The following is a 15996-nucleotide window of genomic DNA, read 5'->3' as shown; positions in this document are numbered from 1 at the left end:
TCGGTCGTTCAGTTCGGTTCAGTTGGTCTCGGGCTTCACATTGCTCGCCGGCAGCACCAGCGGCGGCGGCCCCTTCGGCGCGCCGAGCTTGGTGATCACCGGCGCCTTCCACGGGCCGGTGACCTGCATTTCGTAGGTCAGCGCCTTCATCACGGGTGCGCGCAGGAACAGTTGCGCGAGGAAACTGCCCAGTCCGACCACCGGATTGACCGCCAGCGCGTATACCAGCGGGCCGGTGCCCAGGTTGAATTCGGGGATCACCACCACATGCAGGTTGGTCGACTCGTTGGCAATGTCGGCGCTGCCGGCCATCAGCACGGTGGCGGCCACGCCATGCATTTTCAGGTTGTCGGTGCGCGCCACGCCGCGCGTGATGCTGGCGCTGGCCGTGATGCCGTCGAAGGCCAGTCCTTCCGAAAACACATCGTGGAAATCGAGTTTCAGCAGGCGCGGCAGCATTTGCAGGCTCAGCACGCCCAGCAGCTTGGCCGCGCCCGGGTCTTGCTTGAGGAACTGGCCAGCGGCCACGCCCATCTCGATCTTGCCCGACAAACTAGGAATGTCTAGCGAATACGGCAAGCCATTCCAGGCAATATCGCCCGACATCTTGCCCTTGCCGCGCCGCAGCGTTTCGGGGAAGCCGAAACGGTCCAGCAGCTTGCCGGCATCCTCGATGTCGAGCACGAAGTTCAGGCTGGTGTTGCTCTGCCCGTCCCCGGTCACCCACTTGCCGGTGCTGCGCAGCACACCGTCGGGATTGGCCAGCAGCAAGCGATTAATCTGCCATTCGCGCCCGCTGGCAAGCTGGGCGTTGCTGGCGACCAGTTCCAGGCGTCCGAGTTTCTTGTTGAACAGTTCGAAATGCTCGGCCACGATGTCGAGCGCGGGAATGGTCGCGGCCGCGCTCTTGCCGCCTTCGAGCAAGTCTTTCACGCCGGCGGCGGCCGATTCGGGAATGATCAGCGAGGCCAGGCGCGCCGTCACCTTGCCCAGGCCCTGGCCGCTCGGCCCCTCGGCCCAGGTGACGTGGCCGGCCACCTGGCGCGCGTCGACGTTGGCCTGCCAGGTCCCCTTGACGTGCGAGGCGCCCACCACCACGTTGTCGAGCTTGCGTTCGCTGATGATCAGTTCGTTCGCGCGCGCGGCCAGCACATCGGCCACCACGTACTGGGCCAGGTCCATGCCGCCATCGACCGGCGCGGCGGCAGCCGGGACGCCAGCCGCCGGCTCGGGCGCCGCGCGCGCCACCGACGAGCCGATCGCGATCCACTGGTCGACGTTGATGGTCTTCATCTCGGCATTGATCATCAGGCCGCTGTCCGGGATCGGCGCCGGCACGTTCACGCCGATGCCGCCGCTCTCGACCTTCCACGGTCCCTTGCCCAGCTTGATGCGCTGGTAGCGCGCACCCATGTTCGGGCCCAGCGCCAGGCGGATCTCGTCGCGCGCCACGCCGGCCTCGCTTCCCGCCAAGCCGGTCAGGGTGAAATGCAGCGGCAGGCTGTCGGCGGCCGCCTTGTTGAGCGGCGCCGGCAGCTCCACGCCCATGCCGGCCAGGGTCGAGTCGACCGTCACCTGGGCCTGGTGATCGCGCACCACCACCGAACCAGTGTAGCGGGCCGCGCCCGACACCAATCCCAGCACATGCTGCAAGGCGGCCGAGGGATAAGTCTTGCGGATGCCGTCGGCGGTGGCGCTGCCGGCCAGCTTGATCACGATCGCATTGTCGCGTTGCGTGCCGCCCGTGAGCGCCAGCGGCCCGCCCAGGAAGCTGGCGCCGACGCCGTTCAGGTTGATGCCTTTTTCGTTGAATTCGAGCTTGCCGATGGCCGACTGCAGCGGCGGCAAGGGCTCGAACAGCACCACGTCGTTGTTCATCAGCTGCAAGGTGCCCTGCACTTTCGATTCGATCAGATGGGCCAGCGGCAGCTGCAACTTGAGGCCCAGTTTGGCGTTGCCGGTCGCGCGCGTGTGTTCGGTAAAGCGGCCGATCCAGTTCAGCACCGGGCTCGCTTCGACGTAGCCGAGGAACTCCTGCATCGGTGCGGCGGCGTTGCCGTCGATCTCGAGCACCTTGTCGGGATCGGCCAGGTCGGCGATCACGGCTTTGACCGCGCTCAGGGCCACGCCGCGCGTGCGCGCCGTGTCGCCCTTGATTTCCATGCGCGTGCGCTCGAACAGGAAGCTGCCGTTGATCTGCTCGGCCTGCGGCCACACCGGCGCCACGCCATCGGGCGCGAAGTGGCCGGGCGCGTAGTTCAGCTTGGCGTTTTCCAGGCGTCCGCCGATTCGGAACTCGCCCTTGCGCTCGCCCGGCGTGTTGCTGCGGAACGGGAAATGCGCCATGTCGCCGCGCAGGCGGAAGCTGGCGTCCTGCGCCACGCCGTCTTCCAGCGCGCCGGTCAGCCAGTCGCGCAGGTGTTCCGGGGTTGTCAAGGGCAGGTAGCGGCCGATGGTGTTGAGCGCGAAGCCGGAGAGCGTGCCGCTGACGTCGACGATGTCGGCCGTTTTGCCCGGCTGCGATCCCAAGGTCATCTGGTGCGTGCCCGACAGCGAGCCGGTCAGCGCGCCTTGCGCGAAATTCAGGCTCTCCAGTTCCACCAGCAATTTGTTCTGGGGCGCAAAGGTCCAGCGGGCGCGCGCATCGACTTGGTCGAAGGGCATGGCCGGGTCGGCGAACCAGGCCGGCAGTTGCAGCACCAGTTGCTGCGAATCGAGGGTGAGCGCGCCGCCCTTCTCGCTCGCGTCCAGGGTGCCGGACAGGTTCTCGATGCCCGGAATCGGCGGAAACGCCGCCCGCGCCGGGTTTGAGGCGGTCTTGGCCACGGCCAGCCGGGCCGGCTGGGCGCGCATGCTCAAGCCGTCGAGCTTGCCGCGCACATGGTAGCTGGCGATATCGGGGAATTTACCCTGCCACTGGGCCGACAGCTCGCTCACCTTGCCGCGCAGGCCGCTGTCGACCAGCAACTGGCGCTGCACCTCGCTCAAAGGCAACTGTGCGGCCAGGCGCGACAGGGTTTCCAGGTCGAGTTGGCGCGCGCTCACTTTCACCTGCTGCGGCGTGTGGCCGCGCGCCGGCGTGTAGGACTCGGACAAGGTGGTCGGCGCCAGGCTAAGGCCGTCGGCGGTGAGCAGGGAAAAATCGGTCAGCGTCACTTCATGGCCGTGCGCGCCGAAGGCCGGGGTGCCTCGATTGCTGCCGGCGGCAAAGGTTTCGCGCGCGGACAGGCGGCCGCGCACGCGCGCCAGTTCCAGCGCCGGCAAGTCGCGGGCCAGCTGCGCACTGACGCCGGCCAGCGCCACGTCGGCGGTAAAGCCGGCCAGCTTGGCCCGGTCCAGGCTGAGCCAGGCGCGCACCGATCCCTGGCCCTGGCTCAGCTTGACCGGGTAATCGAGATACGGGGTCCAGGCCGCCAGGTCGGTATCGGGCAGGTCGGCGTACAGTTCGCCTTTCCACTGGCGCATGTCGGCCATGCGCGCCGTAAAGCGCGGATGGGCAAAGTCGGCGCGCACGTCGAGCGGCCCGGCCAGGCTGGCCGGCGGCGTGGCGCGCAGGCCGAAGCGGTGGTGCTGCCAGCGGTTCTTGAGCACCAGGTCGACGTTTTCAAGCGCCAGCACGGGCGCGCCGCGCAACTGGTCGGTCCACTGCACGCGCCCTTCGCGGATCAGGATCTGGCGCTGCTTGAAGGCCCAGTCGGCGCCGCCGCCGTCGCCGGCCTCGCCCTGTTTGATCGGCATGCCGGCCACGAACAGCTGGCCGCTGGCATCGCGCCGGATGTCGAGGTCGGGACGAATAATTTCCAGAGAGTAAAATCGTGGTTGCAGGGTCGGCACGCTCCACCACGACAAGGTGGCCGACACGCTCGGCAGGCTCAGCACCTGGCGGCCGGCCGGGTCGCGCAGGATCACGTCGCCCAGAAACAGGTTCGGGCGCAAGCCGCGCCAGGAGGCATAGATGCGGGTGATGCTGACATCGCTGCCCAGGGCGCGGCTGGCGATGTGTTCGATATTGCCCTTGTAATAGTCGATATTCGGCAGAATGGCGTAGCGCAGCACCAGGAACACGATGGTGAACAGGAAATACACCAGCAGCGCCAGCTTGATCGTGAAGCCCAGCACATGATGCGTGGCACGGTTGCAGGCCCGATAGGCGGAACGCAGCCGCCGCCAGCGCTCTGCGATGGGCAGGTGCTCGGTGGCCGCCTGTGCTTCCGGTGTATGCATCAATAAGCTGATAAAGGGTCCCGCCGTATCCAAATGTCGTGCAATAAGGTAGCGCTTGCGCGAATCGCGCCGGCTCCCTTACCATCGTCCTGATCCTCACCGTAGCGCGGCCCGTCTCAATTTTACCTTATACAAGCGCCGCCGAACCCGACTTTCACTTACCCTTTCCTGACGCCAACCAATGAATCCAGCCTCCCTGACACCGCTCTCGCGCTTTTATCAACGCTGGCTGGCGGCCGATCCGAACCGCGCCGGCGCTGTCGCCGGCATCAGCGCCGGCGCGCTCGACCGGCTTGACCTGGCGCAAACGCTGGCGCGCGTGGCCGTGGACGACGCCAGGCCGGGCGCCGCGCCGCTTCCCGCCGTGCGCGCCATGCGCCGCCTGCGCAACCTGCTGGTCTCGAGCCTGATCCAGCGCGACCTCGACGGCCAGGCCGACCTGGCCGAAGTGGTCGCCACCATGACCGCGTTCGCCGACTTCGCCATCCGCACCCACCTCACCGCCCTCATGGCCGAGCAGGTGGCCAGCCACGGCATGCCGGTCGGCTACGAATCGGGCTTGCCGCAGGAAATGATTGTGTTGGCGATGGGCAAGCAAGGCGGCGGCGAGCTGAATGTCTCGTCCGACATCGACCTGATCTTCGTCTATCCGGAAGATGGCGACACCGCGGCCGGCACCGGCCAGCGCCAGTTGTCGAACCACGAGTTTTTCGCGCGCCTGGGCAAGAAGCTGATCGCCGCCCTGTCCGAGATCACCGAGGATGGCTTTACCTTCCGCGTCGACATGGCGCTGCGCCCGAACGGCAATTCCGGCCCGCTGGTCGCCAGCCTCAACATGGTCGAGGAATACCTGATCGTGCAGGGCCGCGAATGGGAGCGCTACGCCTGGGTCAAGGCGCGCGCCGTCACCGGCACGGCGCTTGACATCGCCGCGCTCGACGCCATCGTCCACCCCTTCGTGTACCGGCGCTACCTCGACTTCGGCGTGATCGACGCCATCCGCACCATGCACGCCCAGATCCGCGCCGAGGTCGACCGCCAGGAGCGCCTGCACCCGGACCGCAGCAACAACGTCAAGCTGGGGCGCGGCGGGATCCGCGAAATCGAATTCCTGGCGCAAGTGTTCCAGCTGATCCGCGGCGGGCGCGATGCCGCCCTGCGCGACCGTTCCACCCGCGCCACCCTGCGCGTGCTGGCCGACAAGGAACTGTTGCCGGCCGACACCGTCGAGCAATTGCTCGCTTCCTACAGTTTCCTGCGCAACCTGGAGCACCGCCTGCAATACCTGGACGACGCCCAGACCCACACGCTGCCCGCCAGCGACGCCGACCGCGCCGTCATCGCACAGATGATGCGCCTGCCCGACGTGCCCACCCTGCTGGCGCAGCTCGACGACACGCGCCAGTTCGTCGCGGCCCAGTTCGACGCCATCTTCAGCGACAAGTCCGAGCAGGCCGGCGACACGGTCGACCCGGGCGCCAGCAACTGGGGCGGGGCCGACCTCGACAACCGCGAAGCGATCGAAGCGCACCTGCGCGCGCTCAGCTTCGACGACGCCGGCGGCGCCGCCGGACGCCTGATGAGCACCTGGCAATCGAGCAAGGTGCAAGCCCTGCCCGAAGCGAGCCGCACCCGCCTGCTGGCGCTGGTCAACGCCGCGCTGCCGCTGATCGCCAAGACCGCGCAAGAAGCCGGTTCCGGCAGCGCCAGCTCCACCCTGACCCGGCTGCTGGCGTTTTTCGAAGCCATCGCGCGCCGCTCGGCCTACCTGTCCTTGCTGACCGAATATCCGCATACCCTCGAGCGCGTGATCCGCATGATGTACGCCAGCGGCTGGGCCGCCACCTTCCTGACCCAGCATCCGATCGTGCTCGACGAACTGCTCGACGAGCGCGTCAGGAGCGCCGTGCCCGACTGCGCCGCGCTGGCCGCCGAACTCAAGGAACAACTGGGCGCGGCCGCCGGCGACACCGAGCGCCAGATGGATATCCTGCGCGAAGCCCACCACGCACAACTGTTCCGCCTGCTGGCGCAAGACCTGGCGGGCGAGCTCACCGTCGAAAAGCTGGCCGATTACCTGTCCGCGCTGGCCGACACCATCGTCGCGGCCACCATCGACGCCGCCTGGCAAGCGATCGCCACGCGCCACCGCGAGGTGCCGCGCTTCGCCGTCATCGCCTACGGCAAGCTGGGCGGCAAGGAACTCGGCTACGTGTCGGATCTGGACGTGATTTTCCTGTTCGACGACGACGACCAGGAAGCGCCCGGCAACTACGCCAAGCTGGCCCAGCGTTTCATTACCTGGATGACGGCGCACACCTCGGCCGGCATCCTGTTCGACATCGATACCGCCCTGCGCCCGGACGGCGCCAGCGGCATGCTGGTCTCGAGCGTGGCCGCCTTCGAGCGCTACCAGGAAAATTCGGCCTGGATCTGGGAACACCAGGCGCTCACGCGCGCGCGCTTTTGCGCCGGCGACGCCGCCATCGGCGAACGCTTCGAAGCGGTGCGCGAACGGGTGCTGCGCACCGACCGCAGCGCGCGCGCGGACGAACTCAAGCAGGAAGTGCTCAAGATGCGCAAGAAGATGCACGAGGCCCACCCGGCGCGCCCCGGCCTGTTCGACCTCAAGCAGGACGTGGGCGGCATGATCGATGTCGAGTTCATGTCGCAGTACCTGGTGCTGCGCCATTGCGCGCAATATCCGCAGCTGACCATCAACCTCGGCAACATCGGCCTGCTGCGCATGTTCGCCGACCTGGGGCTGATCGATGCCGACCTGGCGCTGGCGGTGGGCGACGCCTACCGCGCCATGCGCAAACTCCAGCACCAGATGCGCCTGCAGGGCAAGGACAATGCGCGCGTCGACGCGGCGCTGGTGGCCAGGCACAGCGCGCCGGTCCGGCAATTGTGGGAGGCGGTGTTCGCCTAGGCCAGATGCGAATAGCCGAGGGCGCTCGCCTCGGCTTGCAGCATGCCGATACGCTCGTAGTCGTGCGTGGAGCACGGCGCAAAGTGGCGGATCGACAGCGCCGGCAACAGTTCGGCCAGCGCGGCCGCCGGCCCCAGCAAGGCCTCGCGCAACTGTTCTCGCAAGGCGTGCGGCACGGCGGCGCCAGCCACGAACGGCAAGCCGGGCGATGGTGCCGAGTAGCGCAGGATCGAGATGCCATCCAGGCTGGACGGCTGCTCGCGGCGCAGATAGCCGAGCGTGACGCAGTCGATCGCGGCCAGATCGGCTGCGCCACCCTTCACCAGCGCCAGGCTGGCGCGGTGGCTGCCCGACCAGATCACGCCGCTGAAAAAACGCCCGTCGCGCGCCAGCGGCGCAACCGCATGGCGCAGCGCGTTCATGCCGCTGTTGGAAGCGCCATCATTGGCGGCCGCCGTCCGCCCGCGCGCGTCGGCCAGGGTGGCGATGCCGCCGCCGTCGCGCACCACGATCGCGCTGGCGTAGTCGCTGCCTTCGCAGCCTTCAAACGCGTAGGCCGGGGTGGCGAGCAGCCGGACCTGGCCGCGCAACTGCGTCAGGTAGGGATAGCCGCAGGTCTGGCTGAGCAGCATGTCGGGCCGCTTCCAGAAATCCGGCAGGACCGGATCGCGTTCCAGCTCGACGGCGTTGCGCATGCCGCCGGCGCGCAGCACATCGACCAGCGCCTCGAACAGGGCTTCGTACCCCGCCCCGACCCGGTCCGACACGTTATACATCGGAAAAGCCGCTTTCCACCTCATCGGCTTGACTCCTCCATGTGCGGATGCACGGGCGCGTCGACCGGCGTCAGGCCGAAGCGGCGCATCAGTTCGCCGTAACCGCGCACGTAAAAGCCGCCGCTGCGGGCGATATAGGCGTCGCGCCGCGCATGATAGACACGCGGCAGCAGATACCACGGCAGCGATGGAAAATCATGGTGCACCAGATGGAAATTGTTATTCAGGTACAGCAGGCGGAACACGAAGCCCGCTTCGTTGAGCACGATCCGCTGCTTGTGGTGCCGCGCCGGGCGATGTTCGTAGTAAGAGCGGATCATCACCAGCGACTGGGCCGGATACGACATCGCCAGCACATAATAGACCGCCGACACGCCGAACGCGGTCTCGACCACCCACAGCAGCGCCCCCAGCATGACCACATGGCGCAGCCACATGTGGGCCTGCGTCCAGTCCCCGCGCAAGGGCTGGCGCAGCGCCTCGATCCAGGCCGAGGCGATCGCAATCGCCGGGCCGACCAGCAGGCGGCCCCAGAAGGTCTTGTTAAACCACAGCAGCTGTCGCAGCGGCCTGCCCATGCCGGCCCAGGTGGCGGGCGACACGTAATGGCTTTCGGTATCGAGCGCCGGCATGGTCAGGTGGAAATCGACGTGATGGCGCAGATGGCTGTCGCGATACAGCTGATACGGATACCACACCGCCAGCGGCACCGTGCCGAACAGGCGGTTCAGCGGCGGCCAGCGGGTCGGATGGCCGTGGATCAATTCATGCTGGAGCGACATGTACCACGCGCACCACCAGATCATCAGCAGCGTGGCGGCGGGCGTGCCGAGCTCGCGCCAGTACGCCAGGGTGGCCAGCCAGCCGCCGTGAATGACGACGATCAGCCGCCAGGTGGGCCACTCCGCCAGCCACAGCCAGCGCCCGCGTTCGCCGCGCATTTGCTGCTGTTGCGCGGCATCCATGTAGTCCGGGCGCACTTCCTTTGCCACTGCTGTTGTCATAAGCAATTTCTCCTGGTAAGTGCACCGCGGGACGGGATCAGAAACGCGCTTTGAGACGCGCACCCACTAAAGTCATTTTTGCCAGAAACCTCAGCTCCGTCATTCCTGCCACTGGCAGAAATGACGGAGCTTAAGTTAGCTGCATCCTCATCAAAAACGCGCTTTGAGACGGACTCCCACTGTGCGCGGACGCGCCATGAACAAGGTATCGCCCGGCTGGATGGCGATGCTGTTGGTCGTCACATCGCTCACCTTGTTGCCGTTGTGTTGGCGCCGACCGAATATTGACCTACCCGGCCGATGCCCTCGGCCTGCACGTCACGCAGGTCAAGCGCTATGAGGCAGGCGCGTCCCTGCCATCGCTGGAAGCGGTCAAGAATATCGCCCAGGTCTTGCGCGTAACGACAGATTTTTTGATTTTCGAGGAGACGAACTGGCGCCGGACGCCAACCTCGCCTGGCCGTTTCGGGCCATCGCCGGCATGCCGAAGCCGCAGCAGGCGGTCATCCGCCAGTTGCTGGAAGGGATGATCATCAAATACGAGGCCAAGCGCTGGTCCTCTCAGACAAAGTAGCTTTCTCGCTGCCATCCAGGCAGCTAAAAAAATCCGCACCCGACACCCCGCTTCAGTAAGCAGGCGTTGGGGGCGGCTTTTTCATTCAAGATACAGATGCTGATGAGGCCGTGTCCAAATGTCAGACCTGGCACCGTTACCCGGCACCGTTACCCTCGCTGTTCATGCCCAGCTTGGCCTCGACCGCGTCCAGGCGCGCAAACAGGGCGTCGATGAGCCTGTCTTTATCGGTATCGGACAGCTGGGTAAGATCGGGACGGGGCGGTTTCGGTGGCATGCCTACATGATGCGGCAATTGCCAAGGGTTTACAACTGTCGATTGCGCTGATCATTCAGACTGAATAGAGGCAATTGCAAAACGATTTTTCTGAACTGGCCGGCATCACGAAAGCGCGATTTCCCGTCGCGTTTTCGTGATGCCGGACAAATTCTGGTTGGTTATGGTGGCGGAATCATGGTCAATCTCATTCTGAAGGCGTGGGGATACCGTAACTGAAACATTCGGGGCGGAATCGGGGTTGTTAAGCGGTTTTGTCGGGACATCGTCGAAGTCGCATCAGTTGGTCAGCACCGAGAGCAAGCAGCCCAAACATCAAATGGCTCATGACTTTGGCATGTCCTTTGACCATGATGTGGCGGCCGCCGAATTCGTCCTTGAGGCGCGCGTTGGTCCGTTCGGCCACGGTGCGTTCACGGTAGCGAACTTCATCGGCAGGCTCGAAGTGTTCCTTCTCGCCGCCACGCGGATTGTGGTCGATCAGGGGAACATGTCCCAGTTCGCGGCAGTGGTCGTGCAACTCTTTGCTGCAGTAGGCAGCGTCCATCACATCGTACAAATTGGTGACCCGTTGCTTCGTGATGTGAGACAGCGGCACGGCGGCGCGGGGCTGTCATGCATCGAGGCAGAACACAGCAAGGCGGCGATGGGAACGCCACAATCGGCGGTGTCAATGTGCAGCTTGTACCCATTCCAGCTGGTCTTGTAACCCTGCGCGTTGCACTTGGTGCCGCGGTCGCAAATGATGGGCAATTCGGCTAAGTAATCGCCAGATTTTTCTTGTCAAATTCTGATCTATAACGATCAGGATGGTGACAGACATGAGGCTGCGATTGAAGCTTAGCGCTGATGAGCGCAGGACGCTGCGGGAGATGGGGATCTACCATCCGCATGCGCGCACTCGGATGCGGGCACAGGGGATGTTCCGGCTGGCGCAAGGTTTGACACTGCAACAGGTGGCCGACGAATTCGAGGTGCACCTGAACAGTGTCGAGAACTGGCGCCGGCGTTGGGATGAATTGGGCCTGCTCGGTTTGTTCGAGGGTCGGCATACCGGCCGGCCGCCGAAGCTGTCCGACGAGGAGCGGAGTCAGCTCGGCGATCTGGCGCGCGATGCGGGCGGGACTGCCAGGACACTGCAGCGGCAGTGGGAAGGCGCGGAACATACGCCGCTCAGCCGCAACAGCATCAAAGAATATCTGAAGCGCATGGCGTTTCGCTACAAGCGTTGCCGCCTTAGCTTGAAGGACAAGCGTAAGCATCCGACGGTCCCACCTTTCAGTGGAATCTATTTCCCGGTAATCTGAGCAAATGGCAGAAGCGAATCGATCTGACTGTTGGGGCAGGTAGGGAGTTTTTCCAGCGTTTCGGTCAGCCAGCGCATGGGATCGATGCCGTTGAGTTTGGCAGTAGCGACCAGGCTTTGAATGGCAGCGGCTCGCCGGCCAGCGCGCTCCGAGCCAGTGAAGAGCCAGTTCTTTTTCCCAATGGCGATGGGGCGTATGGCGTTCTCGACGGCGTTGTTGTCGATCGGGTAGGTGTCGCTGTCGATATAGCGAATCAATGCCGGCCACCGTTTGAGCGCATGATCAAGCGCCTTTGCAGTGCCGCTGCCATCGGCAACGACGGGTCTGGTTTTGACGAGCCACGCGTGCAGCTCATCAAGGACTGGTTTGGCTTCGCTCTGGCGGCGAGCATGACGTTCCGGCGCGGAATCACTGGCCGCAGTGCGCTCGATGCCATACAGCAGCCCAATGCGGCGCAGGGCCTCGGCGGCGATCGGGCTGCCATTGGCCGCATGCAGCTCGAAGAATTTTCGGCGCACGTGGGCCAGGCAAGCCAGTTCGGTAACGCCATGCACGAACAGTGCCTTGTAGGCGACATAATCGTCGACCATCAGGTGCCCGCGCCAGTGCTGCAGGAACGACTGGGCATGCGAGCCGGCGCGCCCGCCCTGGTAGTCGAACACGACGATAGGAGGACCTTCGTCCAAACTGTTGGAACGGTACGCCCACAAGTAGGCACGCTTGGTTTTGCCCTGCCCGGGATCGAGTTGCCTGACCGGCGTTTCATCGGCATGCAGGGTCGGTCGCATGCGCAGCAGTTGCGCCAGCCTGTCAGCCAGAGGCTGCAACGCCACGCCGACCTTGCCGGCCCAGTCCGATGTCGTCGAGATGGGCAGTGGAACGCCCTGGCGCTCACCAATCTGGTTGATCCGATACAGCGGCAGGTGATCGACGAACTTGCTGATGGCGATCCAGGCCAGCAGGCCGGGTGCGGCCATGCCGCCGTCGATGATCGCCGGCGCCACAGGCGCAGCGGTGACGCTGTCGCAGGCGCGGCAGGCATACTGCGGGCGGATATGGTGTAGCAGGGAATTCGTAGGGCATTGCCCTACGCCTGCATAACGGCTTGCCCTTGCAAGGGCAAGCTCCTGCCCTGTAGGGCCACGGGTGGCGCACGAAGAAGCGGGCAGGTTCAACGTCGAGCTGCTCGCTGACGTCCTCGCCGATCAGGGTCAGGGCTTGGCCGCACTGACCGCATTCGCAGCAGGCCGGCTCATGACTGTGGACGATGCGCTCCAACTGGGGCGGCAATGGCTGACGCCCGGCGCGTGGACGCTTGTTCTTCGGCTTCTCGCCGACGAGCAGATCGCGTTGATGCTGCAACTCCGCTTCCATGGCAACCAGATCAATTTCCTGGCATTCTTCGAACAGATCACGCTGTTCAGCGGTAAAAGCTTCGCTCTTGTTGGCGAATCGAATGCGGCGATGTTGCGCCAGTTCTAGCTTCAAGGCGGCAATCGTGGCGTGGGCCGCCTTGATGATGTCATCTTTCACCGCCACGCTATTGGCCAGCTGATCTGCCTGCGCAAGCAAGGCCCGTACCGCGTCGAGCACGGCAGGATCAAGGTTGGCGTGGGTCAGTTCGTTGAGCAAATCCATGAGCCCAGTTTACCGGGCTCTGCTTATGTTTACAAGCAAGATCGCCTGTAGCGACGCACTATAATTGCCACTGGGCCGGTGCCGGCGCCGCCATGCGTTGCCAGTCCACGCCCGCGATCAGCCATTGCCATTGCTCGCCGCTCATTTGCCAGGTGGCGTCGCCGGCCTGCGGCCACACGAACTGGCCGCGGTGCAAGCGGCGCAGACACAGCCATACGCCATTTCCGTCCCAGCACACCAATTTGAGGCGCGTACGGCGCCGGTTGCTGAACACATAGGCCGTGCCATCGCAGGGAGCGCAACCGAGCACCTGCTGCACCAGCAGGGAAAGTCCGTCGACGCCGATGCGCATATCGACAGGTTGGGTGGCCAGCAGAACCGACTCGACTTGCAGCTTCATGCCAGCTCGCGCAGTAGTGCCGCCACCCAGCCGGCAGGCAACGCCGGAGGCAGCGTCACGATCCAGCCGCCCGGGCTACGCAGGCTCAATGCCGGTGCTGCGTCGATGGATGCTGCAATCGACACCGGCAGCAGCGCCGGCGGCACGACTGGCGCGGCCAGACGGCGCGCCCAATAATTAAGCTGCCGCTGCGGATAGCCCTGGCTCTCTGCAAAGGCGCGCTGGGACTGGCCGCTCTTGCGCCATTGCGCAACCCGTTCCTCCCACAATGACTCGCGTTCCAAATTTGCCATCTCTATCTCCAAGTTGAAGATCACAGTGTGGGCAATTTATGGAGCGGAAGAAAGGTGGGCGGGCTGGATGCTTACATTGTCGTAGGCAAAGGCCACGTCGTAGCGGCCGTCCATCACGCGCGTCATGCGGTTGAACCGGTCGTACGCCATATGGTTGTCCTGCACGACAACCTGGTGCGCCACGCTGCTCAACGGCGCCGGGTTCATGCCGATATGAACGGCATGGTCCAATCTGGACTTCGCCTCGCCGCTCATGGCAGTCATGACGTCGAAGACGATCTGGCCGCGCGATTCGCCTTCGTCCAGCCTGGTCGTCAGCAGCGCCTGCGAGTCGGCATCGGGAGTCGTGCCGAAGGTCAGCTGGTACAAGGTCTTGATGAAGTCGGCATTGTTCAGCCCAGACGCGAAGCGTGCCTGGCCTTCCGCCGTCTTCAGCAGTTGCTCGGCGATGCTCTGATAGGTCGCTTCGCCGCGGATGTATTTGCCTGACCAGGACGACAATTCGCCCAAGTCGGCAGTCCGCCCGAGTACGGTGAAGTACACGCCGGCGATCCGAACCGGAGTCGGCCTGCAAGGACTCGGTCACGACGGTTCTCTCGCCCACCCGGTTGCCCGCCAGGTCGTAGGCGTAGGTCGTCACCTGCTTCAGGGTACGGTCCTCGACCCTGGTCAGCAGGCCGGCGCCATCGTAGCCGTAGACCAGATCCTTGCCCTTGCCGCCCCCCTTCTGGTACGTCATGTGGCGCAGGCCGTCATAGCCGTACTCGGTGGTGGCGTCGCCCATGTCGGTGCTGCTCACGAGGATGCCGCCTTCGTAGTGCCAGGTGTTCTTCTTGCCCATGGCGTCCTGCTCGAAGATCTTGCGATGCATGCTGTCGTAGGCGTAGCGCATGGTCACGCCGCTCTCGTCGGTGGTGGATACCACGTTGCCGTCGAGGTCGTAACGGGTGCGGGTTTCGCCGCCGGCGCTGTTAACGCTGGCGATGCGGCGGCCCAGTTCGTCGTAGCGGAAGTGCTGCGTCAGCGTCTGGTCGGCGCCGACCAGTTCGACATTCATGCCGTCGCCCTCGGTGATGCCGGTTATCTTGACGACCGGGATATGGTCGATCCAGCTGCGCTCGACCTGGCCCAGCTTGTCGTAGGCGTAATTGGTGACGATAAAGCGGCCGTCCTTCTGCGAGATCGGCTGGATCAGCTGGGTACGTTCGCCAAACAGGTTGAACTTGCTGCGCGTAATGACGTTCAGTTCGTTTTGCTGATATGCGAGGTTGCCTTGCATGTCATAGGTCCAGCTTGTGCCGGCGCGGTGCGGCATCCCATCGATGCCGCTCCATGTGCCGACCTGGCGCCCCGGCTCGTCGTAGGAGGTGCCGCGCGACGAATAGATGATCGTGCTGACCGCGTGCAGTTCCAGGCCATCGCCGGCATGCCGGACGCAGCAAGCGGTCATCCGCCAACTGCTGGAAGGGATGATCATCAAGTACGAGGCCGAGCGCTGGTCCTCTCGGATCAAGTAGCTTTCTCGCTGCTATACGAACAGCTAAAAAAGAGCCGCACCAGACACCCCGCTTCAGGAGCAGGGGTTGGGGCGGCTTTTTTTCAAGATATAGATGCTGATGGGGCCGTGTCCAAATGTTAGACCTGGCACCGTTCCACATTGCCGGACCTGCCCCCCGGCCGTGGGACCTGTGACCCCGGTGCCGTCACTCCGTGCCGTGCCCGGGGGCAGGTCAGCCTGACCTGTTCCGTGCCACGTTCCATGCCCTACGCTATTTCCCCCTAATATTAAAAAGCGAACGAATATGATTATTCTTGCAATAAATCCCAGGTCCAAGACTCTGCTTCTTAACATCCTTTGCATCAAGGACTACAACAACCTCTTCCTTGCACACAGGACAAAGGACAGACAGCCCACCCTCTGGATACTCAGAAAATATCATATTCAACGTGGAAATCTCATCGTCATACACAATAGTTTTCATATCAATTTTCTATTTTTCTCAATATTGTTGGGTACCTCGATCAAGAAGATCGCCCAGGTTTTGCGCGTGACGACGGATTTTCTGATTTTCAAGGAGAGCGAACTGGCGCCGGACGCCAATCTGGCCTTGCAGTTTCAGGCCATCGCCGGCATGCCGGAGCCGCAACAGGCGGTCATCCGCCAACTGCTGGAAGGGATGATCATCAAGTACGAGGCCGAGCGCTGGTCCTCTCGGATCAAGTAGCTTTCTCGCTGCCATCCGGGCAGCTAAAAAAGAGCCGCACCCGACACCCCGCTTCAGCGAGCAGGGGTTGGGGGCGGCTTTTTCATTCAAGATATAGATGCTGATGAGGCCGTGTCCACATGTCAGACCTGGCACCGTTACCGTCCCCAAACGGCCAGCACCGGCGGGGGCCAAGGTCGACGGTCGACGAACCATTGCAGGGCTCAGGCATTGGACACCGTAAGCGCTCCATGAACCACAGCCTTGTGGCCTAATCCCGATTTCCGCATGCTTGCCGTTTCAATTTTAAGGAGAGCAAGCATGGAAGGTGACACCGAATTCTGGACTTCACACGTCGAGGCGTGTC

General features: G+C 64.1%; 12 protein-coding genes and 2 pseudogenes. 5 read left to right on the top strand and 9 right to left on the bottom strand.

Translation table 11 applies throughout. The annotated features are described in order from the left end of the window. Nucleotides 1-18 precede the first annotated feature (18 nt). Nucleotides 19-4224 carry a YhdP family protein gene (locus F2P45_RS16255; protein WP_166877054.1) on the bottom strand — a complete coding sequence of 1402 codons (4206 nt, stop codon included), beginning with the start codon at nt 4222-4224 and terminating at the stop codon, nt 19-21. A 181-nt stretch (nt 4225-4405) separates the two neighbouring features. Here F2P45_RS16255 and glnE point away from each other — a divergent pair, with 181 nt between their 5' ends. Continuing rightward, a complete protein-coding gene (glnE, locus tag F2P45_RS16250; protein ID WP_166877053.1) occupies nt 4406-7156 on the top strand; it encodes a bifunctional [glutamate--ammonia ligase]-adenylyl-L-tyrosine phosphorylase/[glutamate--ammonia-ligase] adenylyltransferase in 2751 nt (916 codons plus the stop codon). Here glnE and F2P45_RS16245 read toward each other — a convergent pair. Both F2P45_RS16245 and F2P45_RS16240 read right to left on the bottom strand, forming a co-directional pair. After that, on the bottom strand, nt 7153-7956 hold the full coding sequence (locus F2P45_RS16245) for a phosphate/phosphite/phosphonate ABC transporter substrate-binding protein (protein WP_229505117.1): 804 nt from the start codon (nt 7954-7956) through the stop codon (nt 7153-7155). The genes glnE and F2P45_RS16245 overlap by 4 nt on opposite strands. Beyond that, entirely contained in the window at nt 7953-8936 is a 984-nt protein-coding gene (locus F2P45_RS16240) for a fatty acid desaturase (RefSeq protein WP_229505116.1), read from the bottom strand. Before F2P45_RS16240 ends, F2P45_RS16245 begins: the two co-directional genes overlap by 4 nt. A gap of 284 nt (nt 8937-9220) precedes the next feature. Here F2P45_RS16240 and F2P45_RS37270 point away from each other — a divergent pair, with 284 nt between their 5' ends. After that, nucleotides 9221-9466, top strand: coding sequence for a helix-turn-helix domain-containing protein (locus F2P45_RS37270; protein WP_223164762.1), 246 nt, complete (start codon nt 9221-9223; stop codon nt 9464-9466). Between the two features lie 180 nt (nt 9467-9646). Here F2P45_RS37270 and F2P45_RS16230 read toward each other — a convergent pair whose 3' ends face one another. After that, nucleotides 9647-9787 (bottom strand): hypothetical protein, encoded by a 141-nt coding sequence (locus F2P45_RS16230; RefSeq protein WP_166877049.1) that lies wholly within the window; start codon nt 9785-9787, stop codon nt 9647-9649. 244 nt (nt 9788-10031) lie between these two features. Beyond that, a pseudogene (locus F2P45_RS16225) lies at nt 10032-10537 on the bottom strand (transposase); the annotation flags it as partial. Between the two features lie 71 nt (nt 10538-10608). Between F2P45_RS16225 and F2P45_RS16220 the strand changes: the two are divergent. Further along, nucleotides 10609-11094 carry a helix-turn-helix domain-containing protein gene (locus F2P45_RS16220; protein ID WP_166877046.1) on the top strand — a complete coding sequence of 162 codons (486 nt, stop codon included), beginning with the start codon at nt 10609-10611 and terminating at the stop codon, nt 11092-11094. Here the strand turns inward: F2P45_RS16220 and tnpC are convergent. The 4 genes and pseudogenes from tnpC to F2P45_RS16200 all read right to left on the bottom strand — a co-directional run bounded on the left by tnpC (nt 11076) and on the right by F2P45_RS16200 (nt 13968). Continuing rightward, nucleotides 11076-12732 (bottom strand): annotated as a pseudogene (gene tnpC / locus F2P45_RS16215) (IS66 family transposase). The gene F2P45_RS16220 and the pseudogene tnpC sit on opposite strands and share 19 nt — an antisense overlap. A gap of 58 nt (nt 12733-12790) precedes the next feature. Further along, nucleotides 12791-13132 carry an IS66 family insertion sequence element accessory protein TnpB gene (gene tnpB / locus F2P45_RS16210; RefSeq protein WP_166877043.1) on the bottom strand — a complete coding sequence of 114 codons (342 nt, stop codon included), beginning with the start codon at nt 13130-13132 and terminating at the stop codon, nt 12791-12793. Beyond that, nucleotides 13129-13425, bottom strand: a complete 297-nt coding sequence (gene tnpA / locus F2P45_RS16205; RefSeq protein ID WP_166877040.1) for an IS66 family insertion sequence element accessory protein TnpA — start codon at nt 13423-13425, stop codon at nt 13129-13131. The genes tnpB and tnpA overlap by 4 nt, the downstream gene beginning before the upstream one ends. A gap of 36 nt (nt 13426-13461) precedes the next feature. Next, nucleotides 13462-13968 (bottom strand): DUF4214 domain-containing protein, encoded by a 507-nt coding sequence (locus tag F2P45_RS16200; RefSeq protein WP_166877037.1) that lies wholly within the window; start codon nt 13966-13968, stop codon nt 13462-13464. On the opposite strand from F2P45_RS16200, the gene F2P45_RS37460 reads away from it, so the two are divergent. Together F2P45_RS37460 and F2P45_RS16185 are read left to right on the top strand one after the other, a co-directional pair. Next, nucleotides 13958-15064: a hypothetical protein gene (locus F2P45_RS37460; protein ID WP_229505114.1), complete on the top strand. Its 1107-nt coding sequence runs from the start codon at nt 13958-13960 to the stop codon at nt 15062-15064. The genes F2P45_RS16200 and F2P45_RS37460 overlap by 11 nt on opposite strands. A 409-nt stretch (nt 15065-15473) precedes the next feature. Continuing rightward, nucleotides 15474-15650 (top strand): hypothetical protein, encoded by a 177-nt coding sequence (locus tag F2P45_RS16185; RefSeq protein ID WP_223164761.1) that lies wholly within the window; start codon nt 15474-15476, stop codon nt 15648-15650. Nucleotides 15651-15996: the final 346 nt, after the last annotated feature.

The organism is Massilia mucilaginosa, from assembly GCF_011682145.1.
GTDB classification, from domain to species: Bacteria; Pseudomonadota; Gammaproteobacteria; order Burkholderiales; family Burkholderiaceae_D; genus Telluria_A; species Telluria_A mucilaginosa.
Note: the sequence above shows the minus strand (reverse complement) of the source record. Positions and strands in the feature narration are given on the sequence as shown.